Annotated in this window: 23 protein-coding genes; 13 read left to right on the top strand and 10 right to left on the bottom strand. The window is 60.9% G+C overall.

Annotated features, from left to right (window positions below):
• Positions 1-46: 46 nt before the first annotated feature.
• From FHT82_RS27380 to FHT82_RS27365, 4 genes are all read right to left on the bottom strand, one after another.
• A complete protein-coding gene (locus FHT82_RS27380; RefSeq protein ID WP_183735852.1) occupies positions 47-1,279 on the bottom strand; it encodes a GTP-binding protein in 1,233 nt (410 codons plus the stop codon).
• 66 nt (positions 1,280-1,345) lie between these two features.
• Positions 1,346-6,631 carry a DUF4082 domain-containing protein gene (locus FHT82_RS27375; protein ID WP_183735851.1) on the bottom strand — a complete coding sequence of 1,762 codons (5,286 nt, stop codon included), beginning with the start codon at positions 6,629-6,631 and terminating at the stop codon, positions 1,346-1,348.
• 409 nt (positions 6,632-7,040) lie between these two features.
• On the bottom strand, positions 7,041-7,571 hold the full coding sequence (locus FHT82_RS27370; protein WP_183735850.1) for a dihydrofolate reductase family protein: 531 nt from the start codon (positions 7,569-7,571) through the stop codon (positions 7,041-7,043).
• 251 nt (positions 7,572-7,822) lie between these two features.
• Positions 7,823-8,053 carry a hypothetical protein gene (locus FHT82_RS27365; protein WP_183735849.1) on the bottom strand — a complete coding sequence of 77 codons (231 nt, stop codon included), beginning with the start codon at positions 8,051-8,053 and terminating at the stop codon, positions 7,823-7,825.
• 599 nt (positions 8,054-8,652) lie between these two features.
• Here FHT82_RS27365 and FHT82_RS27360 point away from each other — a divergent pair.
• Positions 8,653-9,120, top strand: a complete 468-nt coding sequence (locus tag FHT82_RS27360; protein ID WP_246698235.1) for a DUF1440 domain-containing protein — start codon at positions 8,653-8,655, stop codon at positions 9,118-9,120.
• A gap of 150 nt (positions 9,121-9,270) precedes the next feature.
• Complete coding sequence (locus FHT82_RS27355) at positions 9,271-9,744, top strand: NUDIX domain-containing protein (RefSeq protein ID WP_183735848.1); 474 nt, start codon at positions 9,271-9,273, stop codon at positions 9,742-9,744.
• Between the two features lie 322 nt (positions 9,745-10,066).
• Here the strand turns inward: FHT82_RS27355 and FHT82_RS27350 are convergent, their stop codons facing one another.
• On the bottom strand, positions 10,067-10,417 hold the full coding sequence (locus tag FHT82_RS27350; RefSeq protein ID WP_183735847.1) for a KTSC domain-containing protein: 351 nt from the start codon (positions 10,415-10,417) through the stop codon (positions 10,067-10,069).
• A 40-nt stretch (positions 10,418-10,457) separates the two neighbouring features.
• Entirely contained in the window at positions 10,458-10,835 is a 378-nt protein-coding gene (locus tag FHT82_RS27345; protein WP_183735846.1) for a KTSC domain-containing protein, read from the bottom strand.
• Between the two features lie 311 nt (positions 10,836-11,146).
• Here FHT82_RS27345 and FHT82_RS27340 point away from each other — a divergent pair, with 311 nt between their 5' ends.
• The 5 genes from FHT82_RS27340 (at position 11,147) to FHT82_RS27320 (ending at position 14,701) form a co-directional block, all read left to right on the top strand.
• Positions 11,147-11,692: a terminase small subunit gene (locus FHT82_RS27340; RefSeq protein WP_183735845.1), complete on the top strand. Its 546-nt coding sequence runs from the start codon at positions 11,147-11,149 to the stop codon at positions 11,690-11,692.
• Between the two features lie 2 nt (positions 11,693-11,694).
• Positions 11,695-13,194 carry a terminase gene (locus tag FHT82_RS27335; protein ID WP_183735844.1) on the top strand — a complete coding sequence of 500 codons (1,500 nt, stop codon included), beginning with the start codon at positions 11,695-11,697 and terminating at the stop codon, positions 13,192-13,194.
• 263 nt (positions 13,195-13,457) lie between these two features.
• Positions 13,458-13,943: a cupin domain-containing protein gene (locus FHT82_RS27330; RefSeq protein ID WP_183735843.1), complete on the top strand. Its 486-nt coding sequence runs from the start codon at positions 13,458-13,460 to the stop codon at positions 13,941-13,943.
• Positions 13,940-14,065, top strand: coding sequence for a hypothetical protein (locus FHT82_RS30600; RefSeq protein WP_281412310.1), 126 nt, complete (start codon positions 13,940-13,942; stop codon positions 14,063-14,065). The genes FHT82_RS27330 and FHT82_RS30600 overlap by 4 nt, the downstream gene beginning before the upstream one ends.
• Positions 14,066-14,413: 348 nt before the next feature.
• The gene (locus FHT82_RS27320) at positions 14,414-14,701 is read left to right on the top strand and encodes a hypothetical protein (protein WP_183735842.1); all 288 of its coding nucleotides are present in this window, start codon (positions 14,414-14,416) and stop codon (positions 14,699-14,701) included.
• A 256-nt stretch (positions 14,702-14,957) separates the two neighbouring features.
• Here the strand turns inward: FHT82_RS27320 and FHT82_RS27315 are convergent, their stop codons facing one another.
• Positions 14,958-15,548, bottom strand: a complete 591-nt coding sequence (locus tag FHT82_RS27315) for a flavodoxin family protein (RefSeq protein ID WP_183735841.1) — start codon at positions 15,546-15,548, stop codon at positions 14,958-14,960.
• A gap of 84 nt (positions 15,549-15,632) precedes the next feature.
• Positions 15,633-16,370 (bottom strand): response regulator transcription factor, encoded by a 738-nt coding sequence (locus tag FHT82_RS27310; protein WP_183735840.1) that lies wholly within the window; start codon positions 16,368-16,370, stop codon positions 15,633-15,635.
• Between the two features lie 330 nt (positions 16,371-16,700).
• Here FHT82_RS27310 and FHT82_RS30595 point away from each other — a divergent pair, with 330 nt between their 5' ends.
• A complete protein-coding gene (locus FHT82_RS30595; protein WP_281412309.1) occupies positions 16,701-16,835 on the top strand; it encodes a hypothetical protein in 135 nt (44 codons plus the stop codon).
• Between the two features lie 324 nt (positions 16,836-17,159).
• Here the strand turns inward: FHT82_RS30595 and FHT82_RS27305 are convergent, their stop codons facing one another.
• Positions 17,160-18,245: a hypothetical protein gene (locus tag FHT82_RS27305; protein ID WP_183735839.1), complete on the bottom strand. Its 1,086-nt coding sequence runs from the start codon at positions 18,243-18,245 to the stop codon at positions 17,160-17,162.
• Positions 18,246-18,714: 469 nt separating this feature from the next.
• Between FHT82_RS27305 and FHT82_RS27300 the strand changes: the two genes are divergently transcribed.
• From FHT82_RS27300 to FHT82_RS27280, 5 genes are all read left to right on the top strand, one after another.
• Entirely contained in the window at positions 18,715-19,287 is a 573-nt protein-coding gene (locus tag FHT82_RS27300; RefSeq protein ID WP_183735838.1) for a PE-PGRS family protein, read from the top strand.
• Positions 19,288-19,390: 103 nt separating this feature from the next.
• The gene (locus FHT82_RS27295) at positions 19,391-21,106 is read left to right on the top strand and encodes a type I secretion system permease/ATPase (RefSeq protein WP_183735837.1); all 1,716 of its coding nucleotides are present in this window, start codon (positions 19,391-19,393) and stop codon (positions 21,104-21,106) included.
• A 14-nt stretch (positions 21,107-21,120) separates the two neighbouring features.
• Positions 21,121-22,566 carry an HlyD family type I secretion periplasmic adaptor subunit gene (locus FHT82_RS27290; RefSeq protein ID WP_183735836.1) on the top strand — a complete coding sequence of 482 codons (1,446 nt, stop codon included), beginning with the start codon at positions 21,121-21,123 and terminating at the stop codon, positions 22,564-22,566.
• 7 nt (positions 22,567-22,573) lie between these two features.
• Positions 22,574-22,846: a transposase gene (locus FHT82_RS27285; RefSeq protein ID WP_183735835.1), complete on the top strand. Its 273-nt coding sequence runs from the start codon at positions 22,574-22,576 to the stop codon at positions 22,844-22,846.
• A 385-nt stretch (positions 22,847-23,231) separates the two neighbouring features.
• Positions 23,232-23,972: an SDR family oxidoreductase gene (locus FHT82_RS27280; protein ID WP_183735834.1), complete on the top strand. Its 741-nt coding sequence runs from the start codon at positions 23,232-23,234 to the stop codon at positions 23,970-23,972.
• Positions 23,973-24,690: 718 nt separating this feature from the next.
• On the opposite strand, the gene FHT82_RS27275 is transcribed toward FHT82_RS27280, so the two are convergent.
• Positions 24,691-24,929: hypothetical protein (locus FHT82_RS27275; protein ID WP_183735833.1), on the bottom strand; the 239-nt coding region annotated here is incomplete at its 5' end.

Genomic DNA, 24,929 nt, shown 5'->3' with positions numbered 1-24,929 from the left:
CCAAAAACACCTTCACCTTAGGGCGTCTTACGTCCATTAGGACGCTCTAACTCTTTGAATGCGCATGGATATGTGCGTGCCCCCATGCTGGAAACGGATCTCGAAGGCCGACCGCAGTCAGCGGATCGAAACCCGTCTCCTCACCGGTCAGGCAATCGTCGAGGGCGGCACGGATCGCCGCCTCGTCGAAGCCGGAACCGATGAAAACCAGCTCCTGGCGACGATCGCCCCAGCCGTCGTCCCAGTGCCGGTCCAGCAACTGGCGGAATTGCGGATGGCGCGGCCAGTGCGCCCGCGGCACCGACGCCCACCAGAATCCCCTGGTATCGATGCGGCATTGTGTGCCGGCAATCGACAGGAGGCCGATCTCGTCCGGCCGGGTCGCCAGCCAGAAATGCCCTTTCGCCCTGATGATGCCGGGTAATGGCTGATCGAGGACGCGGGCGAGCCGCGCGGGATCGAAGGGCCGGCGGCTGCGATAGACGAAGCTCGATATGCCGTATTCCTCGGTCTCCGGCACATGGTCGCCCCAGCCGTAGAGCTCCTTGTGCCAGAGCGGGTGGCGGGCGGCCTTCGCCTCGCTGAAGAGGCCGGTATCCATGATCGCGGAAAGCGGCACCTGGCCGAAGACCGCCTCGATGACGCGGGCATCCGGATTGAGCGCCGCGACGACCCGTCGAACCTCCGCAAGCATTGCGGGCGACACCTCGCCTGCCTTGTTGACGATGACGACATCGGAAAATTCGATCTGCTCGACGAGCAGTTCGACGAGCTTGCGCTCGTCGTCGCCGTCACGCCTCTCGCCGCGATCGGCCAGGAATTCGCCGCTCCGGTAATCGGCCAGCAGATTGGCCGCATCGACGACGCAGACCATCGTGTCGAGCCGCGCCACATCGCAGAGCGCTGCGCCGTTCTCGTCGCGGAAGGAGAAGGTGGCTGCGACTGGCAGCGGCTCGGCAATGCCGGTGCCCTCGATCAGGAGATAGTCGAAACGGCCGGTAGCGGCCAGCCGCCGCACCTCGCTCAGGAGATCGTCGCGCAGCGTGCAACAGATGCATCCATTGGTGAGCTCTACCAGCGTCTCGTCCGTGCGCGAGAGGTCTGCACCCCCCTCGCGCACGAGATCCGCATCGATGTTGACCTCGCTCATATCGTTGACGATGACAGCAACCCGGCGACCCTCTCGATTACTCAGAACATGATTGAGGACAGTCGTCTTGCCGGCGCCGAGAAACCCGGCGAGAACCGTTACCGGCAATCTGTTGTCTGCACGCATCATCGATATCATCATCCTTTCCGGATGCCCTGTCTTACAGGTGCTTGGGCCTCACATGTCAGCGGTGTTTCACGCCGCAAGCTGCGGTCTGAACGCCACGTCCACATAGTAGTTTGTGCTGTTATAGCTGGCGCTCGGGAACAGCCCGCCCGCCCCGTAGGCATAGACGCCATTATTGCCTGATGGCGCCTTGAGATCGCCATTCGTCACATCGGCGCTGAAGTAATTGCCGGTCGCCGAATAGTTGCCGTTGGTGCTGTAGGAGACGACGTAGGTCGTATCCGCCGAGATCGCCACCTGCTGGGTGAGCGCGGCGGTCTGCCAGCCGCTCGCCGTTTCGTTGTTGAAGGTGACGCTGCCGAGAAGCGTGCCCGAGGCGGTCCAGAGATAGCCGTTGTGCGGGCCTGTATTGTCGGCCCCCTTGTAGAAGCGGATGGCGGTGATCCAGCCTGCCGTATCGGCCTGGAATTTCATGCCGAGATTGACCGGCTGGTTGTCGTTGGTGTTGACGATGGCAGGCGTTGCATTGGCGGCAAACAGGGTCTGCTCGGTCGCCGGGTCGTTGATATCTAGCGAGACCTGCGCCGATGCCGTGCCGCCGTGACCGTCGCCAATCGAATAGCTGAAGCTTGCCGGGCCGGAATAGCCGGCGTTCGGGGTGAAGGTGACGGTCTGCGCCTGGCTGTCGAACGTCACCGTTCCGTTGACCCCGCCGCTGGCGCCGGTGATCGTGAGCGGATCGCCATCGGCATCCGTGTCGTTGGCCGTGAGAACAGAGGCCTGGAGGGTGATCGGCACGCCCGTATTCGTCGAGAAGCCGCTGTCATTGGCCGCGACCGGCGCGACGTTCTGCTTCACCTGATAGACGACGTCGACCCAATAGTTGGTGGCACTGTAGGAAGCGGTCGGGAACAGGCTGCTCGAACCGTAGGCATAGACGCCGTTGCCGCCGCTCGTGGCACTTGACGGCGCCGTCAGCGAACCATTCGTAAAGTCCGTGGTGAAATAATTCGGCGTCGCTGAGTAGAAGCCGTTCGAATGGTAGCTCGCTACATAGGTGGTGCCGGCCGTGACATTGATCGGCTGCGTAAAGGAAACCGTCTGCCAGCCGCTCGCCGACTCGTTGATGAACGTCGCCTGCGCCAGCAGCTGGCCGCTCGCGGTCCAGAGCGAGCCGACATGCGTGCCGGTATCCTGGGCGCTCTTGTAATAGGTGAGCCCGGTGATCTGGCCGTTGGCCGAAGCGATGAACTTGACGCCGAGCTCGACCGCGTTCGCATCGTTGGCGGCGGTGACACCAGACGTGTCCGCGCCGGTGAACAGGCTGGACGTTGTGCCGCCGCCGGGCTGCGAGTTGACCGTGAGGCTGACGGTCGCCGACGCAGTGCCTCCATGCCCGTCCGAGATCGAATAGGAGAAGCTTGCCGCACCCGTATAACCCGCCGTCGGCGTGAACGTGACGGTATTGGTCTGGCTGTTGAACGTCACCGTTCCGTTGACCGCACCATTGGCGCCGGTGATCGAGAGCGGGTCGCCATCGGCATCGGTATCGTTGGCGAGCAGGTTGGCTGCGGCAATCGACAGTGCCGTGTCGGCATAGGTCGTATAGCCATTGTCGTTGGCGGCGACCGGCACCGTGTTGCCGGTCGATTGGTTATAGACGACATCGACCCAGTAATTGCTCGACTGGTAGCTCGATGTCGGGAAGGCCGTACCTCCGACCGCATAGACGCCGTTATTGCCCGCAAGTGCGGTCAGCGAGCCGTTGGTATGGGCTGTGGTAAAGTAGTTTGCCGTCGCCACATAACTGCCGGTCGTGTGGTAGGAGGCGACATAAGTCGCACCCGCCGTGATCTGCAGCGGCGTGGAGAAGGTCGCCGTCTGCCAGCCGGAGAGCGACTCGTTGTTGAAGCTGACCGTGGCGATCAGCGTGCCGTCCGCCCTCCAGAGAGAGCCGGTATGCACGCCGGTATCGCCCGCAGCCTTGTAGAAGCGGATGCCCGATATCGTGCCGTTTGCCGAAGCGACGAACTTCATGCCGAGTTCCATCGGCGTATTGTCGTTGAAGCCGGCCCCCGTCGGCCCTTCGCCCGATGTAAACACCGTCTCGCCGGCCGGTCCTGACTGGATCGTGAGGCTGACATTGCCCTGATCCGTGCCGCCGCGGCCGTCCGACACCGTATAGGTGAAGCTTGCCGGGCCTGAATAATTGTCGGCCGGCGTGAAGATGACGGTTCCGGCCTGCTTGTCGAGGGTAACCGTGCCGTTCAGCGCATTGCCGACGGCGGTGATGGTAAGCGCATCGCCATTGGCATCGGTATCGTTTGCGAGCAGCGCGGCAATGGAGATGAGAAGCGTTCCGTTATGGCTGGCGATCAGCCCGCTGTCGTCGGTCGCGACCGGCAGGCTGTTGGGGCCGGCATCGAAGACCACATCCACCCAGTAGTTGGTGCCGCCGGGGCTCTGGCCGGGGAATGTGCTGGCACCGCTATAGGCAAAGACGCCGCCGCCATCGACCGCCTTCAGCTGGCCGCTTGCATAGGGCTGGCTGAAATAATTCTCGGTCATCGAGTAGTAGCCGTTGCTGTGATAGGAGGCCACATAGGTCGTGCCGGCCGCGATCTGGATCGGGCTGGAGAACATCACCGTCTGCCAGCCGGAGAGCGATTCCCCTGTCGAGACGCCCGTCGCCAGCAGCGTTCCGTCGCTCGCCCAGAGGCTGACGACATGCTCGCCGATATTGTAGAAACCCTTGTAGAAGCGGATGCCCTGCACCGAGCCCGCCGTCGTCGCCTGGAAGCGCAGGCCGAGCTCGACGGGATCGCGGTCGATGGCCACTTCGGTAGCCGGCTTTTCCGCAAGCGTCCACAGGCCCTGCGTGCCCGGCAGGTTGACCGTGACCTGCTTGCCGGCCGAGGGCGCTTCCAGATTGACGCTGTCGTCGACGGCGCGCGACAGGATCGTATAGGTGCCGCTCGCCTGGACGACCCAGTTATAGCTCCAGTTCTCGCGGCCGGTCGCCTTGAACCAGTGCTGGCCGCCATCGGTGGAGACCTCGACGCCGGCAATGATGCCGCCGCCGAAATCCTGCGCCGTGCCCGTGATCGTCACGTGCTGCCCTTCGAGGAAGCTTGCGCCGATGATTGGCGACGTGATCGACGAGGTGGGCTTCAACAGGTCGGTCGATTGGGTGGCGAGGATCAGGCTCGCATCGAGCGTCGTCGGCTGGATGCCCATGTCCGCGAACATGTTGACCATCGCCTGCTGCACGTTGCGATCGGTCGATGTCGTCGGACCCTGGTGGTTGTCGCTCAGGCCCCAGGACCAGAAGACGGTGCCGGCGCCGAAGACCAGCGCCCCGCTTGCCGCCCGGTACATGGTGAGGCTGTGGGTGGCGACGGCAGAGCCGATCGTCGAGCCGTAATCGCGCAGATACGTTTCGACCGAGACCGAAGAGAGCGACAGGTTGATCAGTCCAGCCGGACGGAATCCGTTCTCGACATCGGAATCCCATTCGTAGCCGAGCAGGTTCTGCACCAGATTGTACGTATCCCCTTCATTCAGCTCGGAGACAGCGGTGTTGCGCCAGAAGCGCAGGTTCGAATAGTCGTAGGGGATGGAGATCGTATCCTGGCGGTAGCTGTCCACCGTAAACATCGTGCCCGTCAGCGAATTCTCGGGCTCCTGCCCCGGATCGGCATAGCGCGGATCGCGCCACGTGCCGGTGCCGACACCGCTCGGGTCCGTGCTCGTGCCGTAGGTCTCCTTGTAGCAGACCATGGTGCGGTAGGCCTGGCCGCTGCCGTCGATGCTGCTTTCCCAGCGGACTTTCCAGTAAACCTCGTTGCCGCTCCAGAAGGCGAGGTTCACGCCGGCGTCGCGCGCGGCCTCGACATTGGCGCGCTGCTCGGCAGACCAGTATTCGTCATGGCCGACGGAGAGATAGGCATCGTGGTTGAGCAGCAGGCTGCCGCTGCGGGTCGCATCGACGCCCGAGATATAGGACACGTCGTAGCCGTTCTGCTCCAGCCACGAGATGGCGGAGGATTCGACGCCGAAGATGAAATCGTGCGAACCGCCGACCGGGCTCGTATTGGTGATGATCGGCCTGTTGTAGCTGACCGCCGAGGCGCGGCCGATCGCGGTCAGCCCGCAGCTGCAGTTCGGCGGCAGATAGCCGATCATGTCGGCGGGATCGACGGGCACTTCGCCATAATAGAGGCTGGCGCCGCCCCAGGCATTATAGGCCTGCCATGTCGTATCGGACGTCTGGAAGACGATATCGCTGGTGGAAGCATCGTCGCGCACGACGAAGGGGATGATACCAGCATCCTCGACCCCATCCTCGCGCACCAGCTTGGCAAAATAGACGCCCGAGACGAAATCGGAAGGGATCTGCCAGCTGGCCGACACCGACCAGTTGCCGCAATCGATGAGGCCGAGCGACATGTCGACGATCGGATGCGGCTGGACCTGCGCCGTGGTCAGCGTTTTCTCGATCGAGTCCACTTTGCGCGCGCCCATACCGCCATAATAGCCCATGCGGTAGATATCGATGCGGTAATGGGTGGAATCCGTGGCGATCTTGAAATCGACCGTCCCGCCGACATTGGTGCTGATTTCGGTGGCAAAGCCCTGGATGGTGCCGTTGCCGTCGCCCTCCAGCCCCCATTCGCTGATGGGGTTGCCCTGCTTCATGTTCTCGAGCGCGATCTTGTTGGGAACAGCCGCAGCCGCCGCCGCGGGCGCTGCAAGCGTCGCCGAGGCCACGGGGGTTTCGGCCGAAACGCTCTCGCTCGGCTGCAGCGAGATGGAGGCGATCGAGGTCTGAAGGCGTAACGACTCCGTGCCGGTACCGGCGGCAGGATCGGTCGCAGACGTGGTGGCGGTCGCAGTGCCGGCATCGCTGGTGACGCCTGTCAGCGTCGGCGCCGCAGGCAGCGTCGCCGCCTCCTGGTACGGGTCCGGGCCGAGCACGGTGCGCTCGGTGGACGTGGTCGTCGTCTGCTGCGCCGGGAGGATCGACGCCGTCGTGGTAGACGCGTCCAGCGCGCCGCCATCGCCCGCGGGCGCCGGCATCGCCGTCGGCGATAGGGAGGCAGTCTGCACGCCGCCGAAGGAGATCGGTGCGGCAGGCTGCATCATATTGCCTGCGAAGGAGGACGGGACGGCGCCACCGCCCGGATCGGTAAAGCTGCCCTGATTGGCAAAGCTTAGGGAACCCTCGGTACTCGTGGAAGACACAACCGTCGCGGTTCCCAGCACTGCGCTCCAGGCTGAGGGTGCACGACAGATACTCAACGCTCCACCAAATGTACTCAGGTACTCAAGACTACTAACCCGAATTCTCCGCATAAGCGGCGTCCCCTCTCCCGTCCACCAGCCTCCTGGATCTGCCCCTCAACCGGCTCCACGAAGCAGCATTCCAAGGCTGCATTCTGGCAGCTTTCGCGCGGGAACGAACGACAGCAATCCGGGGTATGAGGGTGATGCCCCCCTACGCCCATATGATGACCCCCGGCATGCCCGACTGGCATGGCAGCAGGTTTGCCTGTGGAGGTTGAGAGGAAATTTGGAGCGTTGCGCGGCCGGTGGGGCGCTCGGGATCGTTCGAGGCCTGGAGATGACCTTTTCGTCTTCTGACGTGCCGCGCGTCACCCCGGGCTGCACGCAAAAACACAGCTTGTGCGGTATATTTTCGAACAGGCTGGTGCTCGCCACGCGCATCGAAGCGAGCAATCGTGACCTCTGGCGCGCGCCTGCCTCAGGCCGGAACGTAAGTCAGCCTGATCACGTCCTCGTCGATACGATCGCTGGCCACAAGGCGCAGCCGCGGCCTGGGTGCTGTGAAGAACGGCGTGCCGTGGCCGAGCACGACAGGATGGAAATAGAGCTGATATTCATCGATGAGGCCGAGCTCCGTCAGGCTTCCCGCCAGGTTCGATCCGCCAATGCCGATCTCCCCGGTAAGCCGGTCCTTCAGTCCGCGTATGGCAGTTTCGAGGTCACCCTCGACGAGGGTGGCATTGGGGCCGACCGATTTCAGCGTGCGCGATACGACCCACTTCTGCCGGCTCCGCCACACCGCCGCAAACTCGCTTCCCGCGGGCTCCCAGTCCGCATGATCTTCGTCCCAATAACGCATGAGTTCGTACATGCGGCGACCGTAGACGATGGCCGCCGCGCCGCGCACGCTCTCGATGAAGTGGCGGAAGAGGACGGGACCGGGCATGAATCTGTCGTGATCGATGTAACCGTCCAGTGACACGTTCAACCCATATACAAGCTTGGCCATGTCCTCTTCCTCCTCCAGAGTGTCCTTTGAATCGATGCATCAGGCTTTCCGAAAATCGATCCCGATTTTCGAACCGATGCTGTAAGCGCCGCACCATCGAGATTCTGATTGCCCTATACAATCAGTTGCAGGATAGCTCGACTGGTTTCAAATCACAATCAGTTTTTGGAATGCGCATAAACGCTCGACACTCGGGCTGCCCGCTCGATCCGACGCCGGAGACGCCGCTGCGCACGTTTGCTGGAAATGCTCTATATATCGGCAAGCCTGAGTTCGATCAGTTCACGCGCCAGCTCGTAGGTTCCGTCCTCGTCGTCGCCGGAGGCTTCATCGATCATCTCGGCGGCGGCGCGGTAGACTTCCCGCTCTTCCTCAGGGGAAAGCAGACCCCTATTGCCGAGCACGGAGATGAGTGAGTTCAGAATGGCGGCAGCCGATAGTGTAATTGCCTCGGATGTGAGACGCGTGGATTCTGAAGACATCTTTATTCCTCGATCGATAGAACAACGCCTGAACAATACGCTGGGCCAAGCAACAAGTTCCAAGTCGAGGCCCGCCCGGAGATCAGGCCGATATTATCGCGACAATAATGGCGGCACCACCCCTGATGATTGCAGGAATTGGGCTAAGCCGTTTTGGTAGATTTTATCTTGAGGATGCCATCATTCAGGCCATCCTGCCGGAGAGTTTCACTGGTATGCAACTTGACCTGCGCGGGAATGGCACAGTAGTGCGAAGAAGCTGTCTCACGGACGAGTGCCTTATCCGGATGCCGGATCGAGCCTGAATTCTCTCTTGCGTCCCCCGGCCCCCCCTCTGTCCTGCCGGGCTGCCGGGGTGGGCCATACGTGCTGTTGCGACGTCCGAACGATACCGCGAGGCGTCGGCCGAGCGCCTGATTGCCACATCAAATTGCTGATCTTTTAAGCGCAATCGGTGTATAATGATGTTGGAGCCTGCTAGCGGTACATGCCGGGTTCCCATGAAATCGAGGATGCGGTCATGCCTCTGGCAGGCGCGCGGCTCCGAATCGACCCGGTTCGGAATTCGCGTGTCAACCTTATGCTCATGAGGCAACGCCATGAAACTCCTCCACCACCCAATGCCGACGCTCCTGGATGAACGGGCCGGGCTGATCGCCGGCTTCACAGCCACGGTCGTAATTTCCATCCTGATGATAGCCCAGAAGGCGGCGGGCCTGATGCCGCAGCTCGATGTAATCGCAGATATCGCGCGTCTGGCCCAACTGCCGGCAGGCACGATCATGGCCCTGTCGTTCGGATGGATCGGCCACTTTGCCCTCGGAACAATCGTCTGGGGCACCATCTATGCGGCGATGCACGCAGACCTTCCGGGCCTCCCGGTCGTCAGGGGCCTCATTTTCGGAGCTTTAGCCTGGCTCGCGATGATGATCGTCTTCATGCCCATGGCCGGCCATGGCCTGTTCGCACTGTCGCTCGGCCTTCGGGCGGTCGTGGCCACCCTTGTTCTTCACCTGGTCTACGGTGCGGTTCTGGGTGTGGCTTACGCCAGAGCTGCGCATGAATAGCATCCGAGGCCGGAAAAGCTGAAACCTTTGGCCTGCGTCCGTCGGTGGTGGAAGATGCGGTGGCGCAGGCTTCCATGTGCGCAGTCTTGACCTGTCCGGGGATTGCCCAATAACTGTGCCGGAGTTCGTCATTCACCCGGAGGAAGCATCGTGGAATCCAGTCAGGACCGGTTCTTTCAGGCCGTAGCTACCAGGCGGATTCCGAGGGTCAGGGTTGCAGGCATCGTGGTCGAGGATGGAAAGGTGCTGGTTCAGCAGCCCGCCGACGATCCATCGTCCTGTTATGCCTTCATCGGCGGCGAATATGAAATCGGCGATACGTTCGAGAGCCGGCTGCGCAAAGAGTTCGAGGAAGAGACGAATGCCAGGGTGAGGCAGGCGCAGTATCTCTTCTGCGTCGAGAACCATTTTCGCTATCGCGGTCAGTTGATCCAGCAGGCCGAGCATTATTTCCTGGTGTCACTCGATCGGCATGACGTTGTCAGCAACGAGAAGCACCTGAAGCAATATTGGCTGCCGCTGGAAACGCTCGCGAACGTCGACCTGCGTCCATTGGTGGTGAGGGATGCGGTGGCGCGCGGAAGCTACCTGACGGACAGGCACCTTGTTCAGATGCCGGATTGAGCTTGCCGTCGCATGCTGCCTTGAATTCCCTGGCTACCCCCCTCTGCCCTGCCGGGCAAGGGGTGTGTCCCGCGGCACAACACCAGCCATCCCTCACCCCCGGAACAACCAATATCAGCCCCATTTCCTCTTCCATCCCCGCTAACCACCTGAAAATGAATAAGAAATCGGATTAGTGCAGCAAAAATGCCCCAAAATCCTGCTAAGTCATTGATTCTGAATAAGTGATCCACTTTCCCTGAAAATACGCGTAAAGAAATTCAATTCAGAAGAGAGTGCCGGATGACGAGAAAAATTTGAAAGTTTTTTCGCCCCTGGTGCGTCACTTATTCATTTTCAAGGACTTAGACAGTTTTTGCAGCCATGCCGGCAGCATTGTGCCCTGATGGCGCGGCGTCTCGGCCTTCAAAATTCCGCCCGCCGCGGGATGGCGGCGCAAGCGAAGCCGGAAAAAGGAGAAACGTGGAGGAGGTTCGTCGTCGGTGCGGGCAAAGGCATGGTGGATGTGCTGCGTGTAATACCAGCCGGGCGACGGCGCGGTGAGCAGGTTTTTGACGACGGCGGGAGGCACGTTGAAATAGCGGCGACGGCCTTTCAGGCGAAGCTTGACGTCGAGGGTCTGCGTCGCCGCATCATAGGTGATCTCTTTGATCAGTCGTGATGAGAGTTCCATCGTCGCTATCCGGAAGCGGATCTGAGGCGAGATCTCAGGACTATGCCTCGCGCTTTCTTGGCGCCGCCGCCGCTCTTGCTCCCATGTTTTGGGCTCTCATGCTCTGGGCTCCCATGTTTACACCTGGCCTGATATGGATGCTTGCTCTCGTGCTCGTATTGGCAATTGCCCTTGCGCCCGATACTTCGAGGGCGACATTTGCGGGCACGATCTGGGATTCGTAGTAATCCAGCTTATCGGCCGCCACCCGCAGGCCGACGATGTAGCCCGGCATGACATTGAGATGGGTGCGCTTGGTGCCATCGGTGAATTCGATCACCAGCCGGGAAGTTTTTTCGCTGTAGCCGATCCAGTTTATTTCTCTCTCCCGGCGCTTCTTCTTGGAAACACCAAGAGATTTTATCAGTTTTTCAAGCATCGTAAAGCTCCCTCTCCTCTCTGCCGCAGTATTATCAAATTGATTTTCTCAGCAACGAAGAGCTTTTCCTTCGGTTAATAGCGGTGGTTAATCCCCGTGGCCGCGATCCGGTCCACACCGGGTGCAGGCATCGTCCGTTCAGGACATGCCCACGGGCTCTTTCCTCTCCAGCGCCAGGAACGCAGGGAACGAGGTCTGGCAGAAGCGCAAAACGCCACGTGTCCGAAAAAGTTCCTGCATAGGACTTTGGTCCGATATCGCCTCGACAACCATTGGCCTGCACTCTCTCCGGCAAACCGGGAGCCGATCGCATGACGGAACTGACGGCGCGCCAGCAGCGCTTCGTGGAAGAATATCTCGTCGATACTGTGGGCGCGCACGCGGCGATCAGGGCCGGCTATTCGCCGCGCGGCGCCAAGAAGAGAGCCTGGCTGCTCCTGCAGAAACCGGCCATCGCCGCCGCCATCGAAACGGCGAAGGCGGAGCGCTCGGAGCGTACGAAAATCGATGCGGACTGGCTGCTGACGCGGCTTGCGGCCGAAGCGGAAGCCGACCTCGGCGATCTCTATGACGAGAACGGCGATTTCAAGCCGATCAGGGAATGGCCCTCCATCTGGCGGCAGGGGCTGGTGACGGATGTCGAAATCACCGCCCTCTTCGAAGGCACCGGCAAGGAACGCACGCAGGTCGGCCATGTGAAGAAGGTGAAATTCGCCGAGCGGCTGCGCCGGCTGGAACTGATCGGCAAGCATATCCGCATCAACGCCTTCAAGGAGATCGTCGAGCACAAGGGCCTCACCGCGCTGGCCGAGCGGCTGGAGCGGGCACAAAAGCGCAATGATGGTGAGGCCCAATAAGCATGACGCCTCAAAAACCCCTGCCCGCCGTCTCAGGCGAAAGCCGCGATCCCAACGACGAGATCATCGCGCTTGCCGCGTCCTGCCGTTTCAGCCCGAAACGCTGGAGCCGGCTCGCCTGGGACTGGGGTATCGGCGAACTCGCCGGCTATGACGGCCCCCGCCCCTGGCAGGACGAGATCAACGATCTGATCGGCGCCCATCTGGCCGATCCCGCCACCCGCTATCAGCCGCTGCAGATCGCGGTCGCCTCTGGCCACGGCATCGGCAAATCGGCTGAAATGGGCATGCTCTCCAACTGGGCGATGTCCTGTTTTGCCGATTGCAAGGTGGTCACAACAGCCAATACCGAGGGCCAGCTGCGCACCAAGACGGCGCCCGAGATCGGCAAATGGTTCCGCCTCTCCATCACCGCGCACTGGTTCGATGTGCAGGCCATGTCCATCAAGTCGCGCGATCCCGAGCGCAGCGAAAGCTGGCGGCAGGATTTCATCTCCTGGAGCGAGCACAATACGGAAGCCTTTGCCGGACTGCACAACAAGGGCAGGATCATCCTGTTGCTCTTCGACGAAGCCTCGAAGATCCACGACAAGGTCTGGGAAGTGGCCGAGGGCGCGCTGACGGATGAGGACACCGTCATCATCTGGATCGTCTTCGGCAACCCGACGCGGAACAGCGGCCGTTTCCGCGAGTGTTTCCGCCGCTTCCGTCACCGTTGGACCGGAAGGCAGATCGACAGCCGCTCGGTGCCTGGCACCAACAAGCAGTTCCTGCAACGTCTCGTGGACGATCACGGCGAGGATAGCGATATCGTCAAGGTGCGCGTGCGCGGCCAGTTTCCGAGCCAGTCCGCCATGCAGTTCATCTCCGCAGATGATGCCGACCGGGCGCGCAGCGTCCATCTTCGATCCGAGCAATATGGCTTCGCGCCGGTCATTATCGGCGTCGACCCCGCTTGGACGGGCGATGACCCGACTGTCATCATGCTGCGCCAGGGCCTCTATTCGAAGCGGCTGGCGACCATTGCCCGCAACGACAACGATATCGAGGTCGCCAATCTCATTGCCCGGCTGGAGGATGAATATGAGGCGGATGCGGTCTTCGTCGATGCCGGCTATGGAACGGGCATCGTCAGCGCCGGCACGGTCATGGGCCGCTCCTGGCAGCTCGTCTGGTTCGGCTCCACCAGGGTGCTGGACCCTGGTTACTACAATATGCGCGCCTATATCTGGGGGCAGATGAAACGCTGGCTGAAAGCCGGCGGCGCGATCGACCCCGCCAATGAGGCTCTCTATCAGGATCTGGTGGGGCCGGAGACCGTGGCGCGGCTGGACGGCAAGATCCAGCTCGAAAGCAAGGAAGACATGAAGGACCGCGGCCTGCCATCGCCCAATGAAGGCGATGCGCTGGCGCTGACATTCGCGCAGCCGGTGGCGAAGAAGGTTCGTCACCGGGCGGGGACTGGGGTGAAGGCAGCGGTGGACTATGATGTGTATGGGTAGCGTGGAGAATGGCAGATTGGCGGCGGCGTGTGTAGCTGAAAACCCCTCCCCAACCCCTCCCCACAAGGGGGAGGGACAAACCCGGGGGCATCGGCTCACTCTTCCAGAAACGTCGAGGATTTGGAAAGCGGGTGCGCCAAGTTAAGCCCCTCCCCCTTGTGGGGAGGGGTTTGGGGCGGGGTCTTGAGGAGATTCAGACGTCCGCACGCCCCCAGAGAATCCCCAGACGCGACAACAACCCTTCCCCGGAGGCCTGGTCAAACATGACAGATTCTGAACCGAAGGAATTCGTGCTCGCCGGCGTCGTCATGAAACGGCTGGTTTCCGGAAAACAGACGGACGGCTTGTTCTGTCTTTTCGAAAACAGAAGCGGCGGACAGACGAAGACACCCATCCATGTTCATGCGGATGACGATGAGACGGTCTACGTCATCGAAGGACAGTTGACCGCAATTGTGGATGGCGAAGCCCGAACGCTCTCGTCGGGCGAAAGCATCTTCTTGCGGCGCGGTGTCCCGCACCAGCTCATGAACCCCGGCGATCGGCCCGTTCGCTACATCCTCATAGGCTCGCCGAGCATGTTCGAGCAGTTTCTCGCCGAGGGTGGCCATGAACTCCGGGAGGGGGACGTGGCCGGGCCGCCGACTCCTGCCGATATCGAGCGATTGAAGGCAGCAGCGCCGAAGTTTGGAATTACGCTCCTGCGCGACTGGCCGGCAAGATCCAGCTCGAAAGCAAGGAAGACATGAAGGATCGCGGCCTGCCCTCGCCGAATGAGGGCGATACGCGGGCGCTGACATCAGCGCAGAAGCCGCATCACCGGGCGGGGACCGGGGTGAAGGCGGCGGTGGATTATGATGTCTATGGGTAGTGCGGCAGTACCGGGAGAGGATTAGATCAGCGGCCGCAGCAGGCTAATCACAATGCATCGCGCCGATTTTATCCACAGGTTTATTTGTGGACTCCGGGCGTAAAAATCCCGCAGAAGCTGGATTTTCTGCAGCGACCAGCCGAGCTAATCCAACTGGTCGAATTGCTGCGCTTCAGGCGCGGGGTTCTAATCGTGATGTCGCGGTGCAGGGCACAGATGAGACAAGCACCGGGGCTGGGGCTCGTCTTTGTGCTGGGTGGCGAGCCCCGATGTCTTCGCCAGCCACCTGACGAAAAGACTGCCTCGGGGGACACTTAAGGATGAACGCCATCTTCAGCAGGTCCGCCAATGCCGCCGTTGCTCGATGCCGACGACCCCAACAGCCTTGATATTGTATGCGATGTCATCCTGGTAGACTGGTTCAACGCAGGAGTGGACACCTTCGATATCAGAGACTTCCGGGAGGAGATGGAGCTGCACTATCAAGAGATGGGCAGACCCGTCCCTGCGGAGATTGCCGATCCCCAAAAACTCGTTCCAACCCTGCGGCTGCTGCAGGCGCGCATGCACATCGTCAAGCCGACGCGGATTACCGGTATCGAGTGGCAATTCCTGCGAAATGGTAACGGGGATTGAGAGGCGCCGGGGTAATCCCCCCGTTCTTAACGAGGCCGATCGGTAGAACTCACACCTATCGACCGCACCGCCTCGGCGACCGATTTGCCCTGCCCACTCAGCACATCAACCTGCCGAAGCTTCGTGATGATCTCTTCCGCGCTGTGTCTTCTCGGCATTCTTAAATCCTCCATCGGCTCGAAAGCCATACATCAGGGAGGACCACTTTTCAGGGAGCAGACCATCACCACGCGAGGAGGCAAGAGATGTGCCGGTATCACCTGCTCCCGACCCACTGCCGGATCTCGTCAGCCAATTGCTCGAGAACGCCTGTCGTCCCGGCGGGGAGCGGGTCCGGAAACCGTTGCTCGGGATACGCGAGCGTTCCCCCCAGATGGACCGGCTGGACACAGGGCATCTCGTGCTGTTCGAAAAAATTGATCATGTTGTCCGCGCATTGGCGCACACTCGGATCATCAGCGGGATCGGTGGCGCCGTTGACGATGACCGCTCCGAGTTTTCCTTTGAGCTGTTGTCCGTCGCGCCACAGGGGATCTGATCTGTCGAGCAAGACGACGCCCAGGGCCGGCGGTATTCCGAAGCAGGTGGGAGTAGCCATCAGAACCACGTCCGCCTCTTTCATGCGTGACAGAACACGATCGATCCCGTCGCCGTGGTATCCGAACGTTTGATAACACTGCTCGCACCCGAGACAGTCGATACGCTCATCGGCCAGACGCACCTGTTCTGCGACCTTCACCCGCCGCTCTCTCTCGAGCGAGCGAAGAACCTCGCCAAGCATCCGCCCTGAGTTACTGGACGCGCGTGGGCTGCAGTCTATTCCAATGATGGTCGTCGCTTTGTCCATGTGAGGATCCCTAGTAAGGCGGCATCAAATCCTGCCCGAAACCCGACGAAAACGGTGCGCCAGCGCCCTACCCTGAGACCTCGCCTAACCCGGCGAGACGTCAGGCCCGCCGGCGGCTCTTTGAACAAGCCGGGCGACCACTTCAGTGCGGTTCTGCGCCTGCAGCTTGCGCATGATGTGCTGCAGATGCATCTTCACCGTATGCCCCGACAGATTGAGTTTTCCGGCAATCACCTTGTTCGAGCAGCCGCTCTGCAACGCTGCCAGCACATCCGCTTCCCGCGGCGTGAATTCGGCCATCGCCAGGTACTGCGTCCTGTCATCCAGGCTTCTTTCGGCCTCGCTTCTGGCCGGAACATGCTCGTTCGGGCCGTTCGTCACCGCGCCCAACAGCTGCGGGAAGAACGTTCCTCCCGCCAGGACGAGACGAAGGCCGGCAAGCGCGATGTCGATCGGAACCGACGTCGAGAAAAAGCCGCGGATACCCATCTTGAGCGCCTGACGGGCTATGTCGACGTCGTCGGTCCCTGAGAGCAACGTGATAGGCGCCTCAGGAAAACGTGCAGCAATTGCCGCGAGATCATCTCGCAGGCTGGGGCTCTCGACACCTCTGCCTGCCAGATCCAGTGCGATCAAACGCACCTCGGCTCCAAGAGCCCGATCGAGGCTCTCGGTCGAGATCAGGTCGATAAAGTTCCACCCCGCGAGCTCATGCTGAAGAAGCTTCACGACGGTAGTGCGAGCCAGTGTAGAATGCTCAATTATGATCACAGTTGGTGCATTGCGCCCCGTACGGCGCTTAGATTTAGCACTGTCGGACACTTGCGTGCTCCCCACAAGATTTGCAACCCAACAGCTATTCACATTATTCCTGTTCTCGCTTCATGTCATGAGAAAAAACGAGTGTATTGCCAGCCTCAATAGTCTGATCTCTCATGATAATTCTTATAGTCTATAAGATTCAGGTGAGAGACAACTGGGCCTGTAGAGCACTTTGGAAAGCGTATCTGCGAGGACTTACCGGTTCGACTTGTCGCCGCAAACTGTCCAGTCTTTGCAGAATTCACGTATGGAAAGCGCCTCAACAAAGCTTTCAAAGGCACTGAAAAGGCAGGCGATCTGCTTCAGATCCATTGGGGAATGAGACGTTGGATGGAACGCGCTGGTGATCCGTTCGGTTTTGTTCCCATATCTCATTTCAAAGCAGCCGCAGACCTCGACGCCGAAACCTCCAACGCGAAAAGCGGCAAAAGCCTGAGATCGCTGGTAACCCTTTATGATTACTGAATAACTGGGGGCCATTGGGTGTTAATGCCGGCTCTCATCGTTTTCACGCAGGCAGCACTGCGCTGGCACAGACAGATGCCGGCCGGAGGCAACGGCCAGTAGGGTCGCCCCTCGACCGTCATCCTCGGGCTTGTCCCTGATATCTGCTACGGCGACGACATAGCGCAAGATTGAAGGCGGCGCGTCAGGGGGCAATTCCAGCAAAGCCGGCCCGCCACTTCCTGCATTGCGCGCCTTGGATGGCTGTCAAATAGTCGCAAATGTGGCAGATATCAGGGACAAGCCCGAGGATGACGCCAAAATTCGAAGAAGAACGGAAATGCGCTAGCCGTGCAGGAAGCCCATGATATCGTCCACGAGAGCCGAATGGGCGTCCGTGAGGTTGCCCACTCCGCCGTGGCCCCCGATGCCGGCCATCTGGAGCGCGTCCTGATCATAGAGAACATGATCGATCTGTTGGGCGTCTGCCGTACCGCCGGCGGGAACGGCAATGTTGATGGGATGGAAATAGCCGAAATTGACGTCGACCATGCTGCCGGTCGAGGAGCCGACCCCGCCGCCGCCGCCCGTCTGGCTGCCGGTGAAAATCGTGTCCGACGACAGGTTGAAGCTGCCGCCATTGCCGCCGATGCCGGCGATCTGCACGGTCCCCTGATCGAAAATGACATTGTTTGTCTGATGCGCCGTTGCCGAGCCGCCTGCGGCGCCGATGGCGATGTTGATCGGCGAGAAGATGGCAATACTCACGTCGACCATGCTGCCGACGAAATATCCATTGCCGCCGTGGCCCGCATAAAAGTCGCCGGTCAATGTCAGCGATGTTCCCGGGCTCAGCGAGTCATGGCCCGCGACATTATGGTCTCCCCCCGAGCCGCCCATGCCGCCGATCTGGGTTGCGCCCTGCAGGAACAGCGCGTTGTTCGATTGGTCGGCGTGAGCCACCGCACCAGGGCCTGCAGCCACGGCAGTATTGACAGGGACAAACAGCGCGGTTTCGGTGCTGACGAGGCCGCCGTAGAAGACCCCATTGCCGCCGCTGCCGGCATGACTGCCGCCGTCGCCGCCGCCGATGGCAACATTGCCGTTTCCACCATTCCCGCCGATGCCGGCCATCTCGGTGGCATGCTGATTGATGAGCGCATCGTTGCCCTGAACGGCGTCGACACTTGAATGAGGTCCCGCAATCGCGGCATTGGACGGCATGAAGACGGCCAATGCGTTGCTGCTGATCACGCCCTCGCTGATCCCGTTACCGCCGCTGCCGGCTGACGTGTAACTCGGACCGGAAGCGACATCCAACGGAAGCCAGGTCGGCACCAGCGCCAGATGCCCCGCGGCCACATTGGAGGCGGGGTTTTGATCGGTGCCCGTTTTGGGCACGTCTTCCGACAAGGGACGAGTTTCCGTCATTACCGTCTCCGTTGCGCGGCCAGCGCGCGTCCAGCCCATCTAGCCCGAATTATCAGGGCATTGTGCCTCCGAACGTCAGAAAAGCAGAGCCTGCAATTCGTCTACATCCCCTCGGCTAGGACGTAGCCATTTGGCCGTCATGGCCGCAGCCTCCCCTTGTCCGGGTTCGACAGCACCAGATCCGCCTCCGGACGAGAGGTTCCAACAGCCTGCATCCCCTTTCTCGCGGCGGGACATGAACGTTTTTCGGTCAACGCCGGATCGCCCGGCACCAATCCAAAGCAACGCTCCGTCATATCGAAGTATACACCCAAAGGAACGTCGCCGAATATCTAGATAGTTAGAAGTTTAAATCGAAGGCAATATTCGCCCGCGGTTGTATTGGCTGGCGGTGACATCGAATACCCACGCCGTAAGGGGGACGCCGTAAAAGATTCACGGACGAAACGAAGTAGAAGGAGTGAGATCAATGCCTATTCCACAAATGTCTGACACGATTTATCTCAACAACCCGGATGCGGGCGACGCCAATGCCGGCAACGGCGGTGATGGCAATAACCACGGCAACATCAACTACAATCCGGTTGCCTATGTGGACCCCTCACAAACGGTCTACGGGGCAGAGACCCATCTGCACAACGGCGATCACGTCTGGCAGACGGCAGACTGGGACGCCGGCGGCGGCGGCCCCGGCGGCTTCAGCCAGGCCCAGAACGGCTTCCTGGCATCGCTCACCAGCGGCGCCGGCGGCGCGGGAGGAGAAGCACACTCCAACGGCGATCAAGGCAATACGAGCGGCGGAGACACGGCTACGGTGAATGCGGCGACGACCGCGACACAATATACGCAGCTCGTGGCTGACCAGCATGCCACCATCCTCGCAGGCGTCGGCGGCAACGGCGGCAACGGAAACAACGCTCTGGGCGGCGATATCGCTTCGGCTCTGGTTCACACCGATCCCGAAACGACGACGGTGAACAATTCACTCGATCATTTCATCAACGCCTTCGGCCATATCGACGTCAGCCATCTCGGCTCATGATTTCAAGCCCTGAGGGTCGCCGGTTTCGGCTGGCGACCCTGATCTTCTGCCGAACCGGCAGGCAGCTTCTCCTTGTCAGTATCAAATGCAGCGAGATCTGATAATGGCAACGATGTCTACAAAGCTATCGCGCCCGCAGACACACCTCGTTGTCGCGCTCCGAGCCTGTGCCGGAGCCTTCGGCTTGGTCTTCCTTTACAGCTGCGGCTACAATCTCTTTCTTCTGGCGCCTTCCATCTATCTCCTGCAGATCTATGACAGGGTCCTGTCGAGCCGAAGCGTCGACACGCTCCTGATGCTGACCTTGATCATCGCCGTCGCCGTGCTGGTCGGGTCCGTGCTCGATATCGTGCGCAGGGCGGCTCTTTCGCGCATCGGCAGCTGGTTGGACCACAGGCTGCGGCCCATGGTGCTGACGGCATCGTTCGAATATGCCGCCCGCGCCGATACGGGAGCCGCCACGGAGTGCTACAGGGACCTCGCCGCACTGCGCCAGTTCCTCGATTCACCGGCCAGCTCGCTGTTCTTCGACGTTCCCTGGGCGCCGCTGTTCCTGCTCCTGCTCTTTCTCGTTCATCCGCTGCTCGGGGCCATCGGTCTTCTGAGCGCATGTGCGCTTCTGCTGTTTGCGTTCCTGACGGAACTGGCGACGCAGGAGCCGCTCGGCCAGGCCAATCTTGCCCTTTCGAGAAGCTATCTCAGATTTGCGACCGCCCTCAAGAACCTCGAGGTGATCAGGGCAATGGGCATGCAGGATGGCGCAGCGCAGATCGTCTATCGCGATGCGGAAATGGCAAGACGGTCGCAGGACATCGCGATGCATCGCACGGAGATCATTCTCGGTTTCTCCAAATCGATCCGCACGCTCGCGCAGATCCTCATGATGGGATCCGCGACATGGCTGGTGCTCGAAAACAACGGCAGCCCCGGAATCATCTTCGTTGCCAGCCTGCTGCTCGGGCGCGGGCTCGCACCGATCGAGGGCGCGATCGGGGCATGGCGCGCCTTTACCTATGCGCGCAATGCCTTCAATCGCCTGAACAACATGCTGATATCAGTTGCATCGGGATCCGACCCCCGAATGGTGCCGGTGCCGGAACCCGGTGGCCTCGTTCTCGACAATGTCAGCTATATCAGGCCATCAGCCAATCAGCCGATATTGACCGATGTCACCTTGCGCCTGGCACCTGGCGATTGCGTCGCGCTCATCGGTCCCTCAGGATCGGGGAAATCGACACTCGGACGCGTCATGGCAGGCGTCGTGGAGGCAACGAGCGGATGTGCCCTTCTCGGCGGGGTCGATATCTCGGCGCTGCGCCTTTGCGGCGGGACCCGCCATGTCGGCTACCTGCCGCAGGACATCGAACTCTTCGGCGGCGCAATCAAGGACGTGATCGGCCGGCTGGACGGAGGAGATCCCGGCAAGGCGATCGACGCCGCAAAGCTGGTTGGATTGCACGAAGCGATCATGCGCCTGCCCCGGGGCTATGAGACCGATATCGGTGAAGGCGGAAACCTGCTCCTTCGCGCTCAGCGCCAGCAGCTGGGGCTGGCGCGGGCGGCCTATGGAAATCCGTCCCTGATCGTTCTCGACGATCCGAATTCGAGCCTGGATTATGACGGCGAACGCATGCTGTTCAATGCGATCGAGCGCATGAAATCCCGTGGGATGACCGTCGTTATCATAACGCACCGGATGGGGATCCTGCCGGTCACCAACAAGATCGCCATCATGCGCAACGGAACGGTGGCGGCCTTCGGCGACAGCGAGCGGATCTATGAAACCTATCTTCAACCGCCGTCTCGAACCGGAACATAGGGAGGGACGCCGCCATGACCCTTGTTCAACTGGACGCAATGCCGGCGAGAATTTCAAACTGGACAAGGGCGTGCCGGCAGTTCGCGCGACGATCGACAGCGGCAGCCAGGCGGCGGACGGCCCTTTCGCCAGTGATCGAACAGAGCCAGCACGGGTTCGCCCCCCCTTCCCCCATGCCGGGGCTCAGAGGCGTTGTCTGGACGGGTAACCTGTTGATCCTCGTCTTCATCGTCGGATTGGGCGGCTGGTCGGTTCTGGCGCCGCTGAAAAGCGCTGCGATCGCATCTGGCGTCATCGAGCCGGAAACCAGCCGCAAGACCATCCAGCATCTGGAAGGCGGCATTATCAGGCGGATCCTCGTCAAGAACGGCGACAGGGTCATGGGCGGACAGATCGTGATCGAACTCGACGATACGAAGTTCCGCGCGGAGCGCGACAGCATTCAAGGGCAGCTTTGGGACGCCGAAGGAAGCCGCGCCCGCCTGTTTGCGGAGCAGACGGGCGGCGACCGTGTCATCTATCCGCAAGATCTCCGGGCAGCGATGGACAGATATCCTTCGGTCGGCGCGATCCTGACCGGGCAACAGAAAATCTTCGAGGCCCGTCGCCGGGTGATGCAGGCCGAAATCCAGATCGCCAATGAAAAGATCGCGCAGGTGCGGCAGGAAATCGTCGGACTGGGCGCGCAGAAGGCGGCACTGGCAGACAGAGCCGCGATCTCGACCCAGGAACTGGATCAGGTGAAGTCCCTCAACGCCAAGGGACTGGAAAAAAAGAGCAGGCTTCTCAACCTCCAGCGGGAAAAAGCAGATCTTGATGGCCAGCAGGGTCAGGTCGAGGCGCAGATCTCGCGCGCCTACCAGGGGATCAGCGAGACACAGGCCGATCTCGCAAAGCTCGAGAGCGACCGGTTGAGCGAAGTCGCCCAGGGCATGCGCGATACGGAAAGCCGGATCATGCAGCTGCGCGAGCGCCTACGGGCGATCGACGACCAGCTCCTGAGGACCGATATCCGTGCCCCCGAGGATGGGACGATCATGAACCTGCGCATCCACACGGCAGGCGGGGTGGTCGGCGCGGGCGAACCGCTCGTCGATCTCCTGCCGCGTTCCGATCGCCTCGTCGTGTCCGTCCACGTCAGACCCGAAGACATGAATCTCGTGCGAGCGGGGCTCGAGGCGCAGGTTCACCTCCTCCCCTACAATCAGCGGCGCGTTCCGCTCCTGAAAGGTCGCGTCGAATACGTATCGGCCGACCGTCTCATCGATCAGCAGACCGGCCAGCCCTATTTTGCCGCGACGATCCGTGTGACCGACGAGCGGCTGGCGAAAATGAGGGATGTCGAACTGGTCGCGGGCATGCCCGCACAGACACTGATCGAAACGGGCCAAAGCAGCGTGGCGCTCTACGCGGTCAGGCCATTGCTCGACAGTTTCAACAGAGCATTTCGCGAGGACTGAAGCGGTGATGGGCAAGAGAAAATTCGACGACGACCAGATTACGGGCATTCTTAGGGAGCACAAAGCCGGTGTGACGGTGGCCGATGTCTGCCACAGGTACGGCATCAGCGAGCCGACCTTCTATCGATGGCAATCCCTGCAGGTGCGAAATGTCGGTTTCGATGCCAAAAGGATGAGAGCACTGGAGGAAGAGAACCAGAAGCTCAAGAAGCTCCTGGCCGAAGCCATGCTCTCGGCGGCAACGCTGAGCGAGATGCTGGCGAAGGCATCGAAAGGGTGAGGCTGACGTATGGACAGAGGGTCGGCGCGCCCGATCTGACCGGCTGATCACGTTCCAAGATCAGATCGCGGCAGTGAGGATACCCCTTCGGGGACTCCGCACAACAAAAGAGCGGAATTCGGTAGCAGGTGCCACCGGTCAAGGCTGTGGCGTTCATGGCAGCTTTGCGCCAACAGCGGTCATCGAACCAGTAAAGCACCTAATGTGTTGGAACAGGCGAGCGGCGAAAAACCGTTCACCCTGCGGGCAACTGTTCCTCCTTGCGCGACACAGCGTTCCGCTAGTTGGCACTACGAGAGGCGACCCAGCGCTCTCAGATATTGTCTGCCGAGCCTATGGGATTCATCCCCGAGCTCGACAAATCCAACAACCGAACGAGGAACACATGATCAATCTTGAGGGCAAACTCGCTTTTGTCACAGGCGGCTCGCGCGGGATCGGAGCGGCAATCGCGCTCGCTCTGGCAGAGAACGGCGCTGATGTCGCACTCACATATCAGAACTCGGAGGAGAGAGCCAAAAATGTCACCGAATCCATCCAGCGCGCGGGGCGACGTGCCTTTGCGATCCAAGCCGACAGCGCCGATCCGAAGGCCATTCAGCGGTCTGTGAATGAAGCGCTCGATAAGCTTGGTGGGCTCGATATTCTCGTCAACTCGGCTGCGGTCGGGATGAATGGCACGATCGCAGACCTCGATGTCGAAGCCTATCAGAAGATGATGGATATCAACGTTCGTGCGCCTGTGCTGTTTGCAAAGGCGGCAATTCCGTATCTGAAGGCAGGTGGACGCATCATTTCCATCGGGTCGGGTCTCGGTGAACGTGTACCCTTCGCAGGCGTAACGGCCTATGCGATGTCCAAAGCGGCTCTTACCTCCTTCACGCGCGGCCTTTCGCGAGAGCTGGGGCCTAGTGCAATCACCGTCAACCTCGTGCAACCTGGTTCGACCGACACGGACTCGAATCCAGCGAGCGGTCCCGCCGCCGAATTCCAGCGAGGCATGACATCCTTGGGACGCTTCGCCGAGGCCCGCGAAGTTGCGAACGCGGTTGTCTTTCTGGCCAGTCCCGCGGCGAGCATTATAACCGGCGCGATACTGACTGCGGATGGCGGTGCGATCGCCTGATCAGACGGCCCGTTTCAGCCAACCCCGGTGGTTTGCTTGCAAACCAGCTAGGCCGGGCATCTTTCCGCCAGGATCAAAGGCGATCGGCTCGGACGTACCTTGGAGTATGCCCTTCTCCATCAGCCTTTGCCCTGACGAAAACCTGCTCCGGCAGAATGCTTCAATCTAACCAGGAAAGGCTCTACAGCGCCGCGCGTCTTTTAAGACGCGCAAAGGACGCTGTAACACTTTGAGTTTCTGCATAATTTTGTCCTTAAATCGATTCCGATTTAAGGAATTATGCAGTAGCATCAGCCCTCATCGAAATCTTGTGGCACTTGCTCCATGATGCCGCAAAAAAGGGGCACCTCGCGGCACCCCCTTTCTGCCCCCCAAAGCCGGCATCCCCTCCCCGGATCCCGGCCCCTCACAAATATCCCTCTCCCCCCTCATCTCTGTGTTCCCGGCCCAGCCCCGAGTTATCTCACAGAGATTCAGCGCCCGCCCTTTTTGGCCGCGGTGACTCCTACGCAGTCACATATGAACCGTCACCGCAGAGCCGACGCCTGAATTCCTGTGACTTCCTTTGCGCCAGCACGCGGGCACAGGAATGAGAGAGGAAAGGGAATGCGCCCGGCAGATGGTGGCGACAAGACACCGCCGCCGGACCGCATTTCGATACCGCCATTGAAGAAGGGCTTCGGTTCTTGAAGCCCCTCTCCCGGATCAGGACATCGGATCAGCCGCGGTTGTGTCCGCCCTTGTCCGAGTTGCCATTGTCGGAATTGCCCTTATCCGAGTTGCCCTTGTCGGAGCCATTGTCCGAGCCGCTGCTGCCGCCATTGCCGGAATCGCTGCCGCCGCCATTGCCGGAGCCACTGCCGCCGCCATTGCCGGAACCGCTGCCGCCGCCATTGCCGGAACCGCTGCCGCCGCCATTGCCGGAACCGCTGCCGCCGCCATTGCCGGAACCGCTGC

Source organism: Rhizobium sp. BK275 (assembly GCF_014193555.1).
In the GTDB taxonomy this organism is placed as follows: Bacteria; Pseudomonadota; Alphaproteobacteria; order Rhizobiales; family Rhizobiaceae; genus Rhizobium.
Note: the sequence above shows the minus strand (reverse complement) of the source record. Positions and strands in the feature narration are given on the sequence as shown.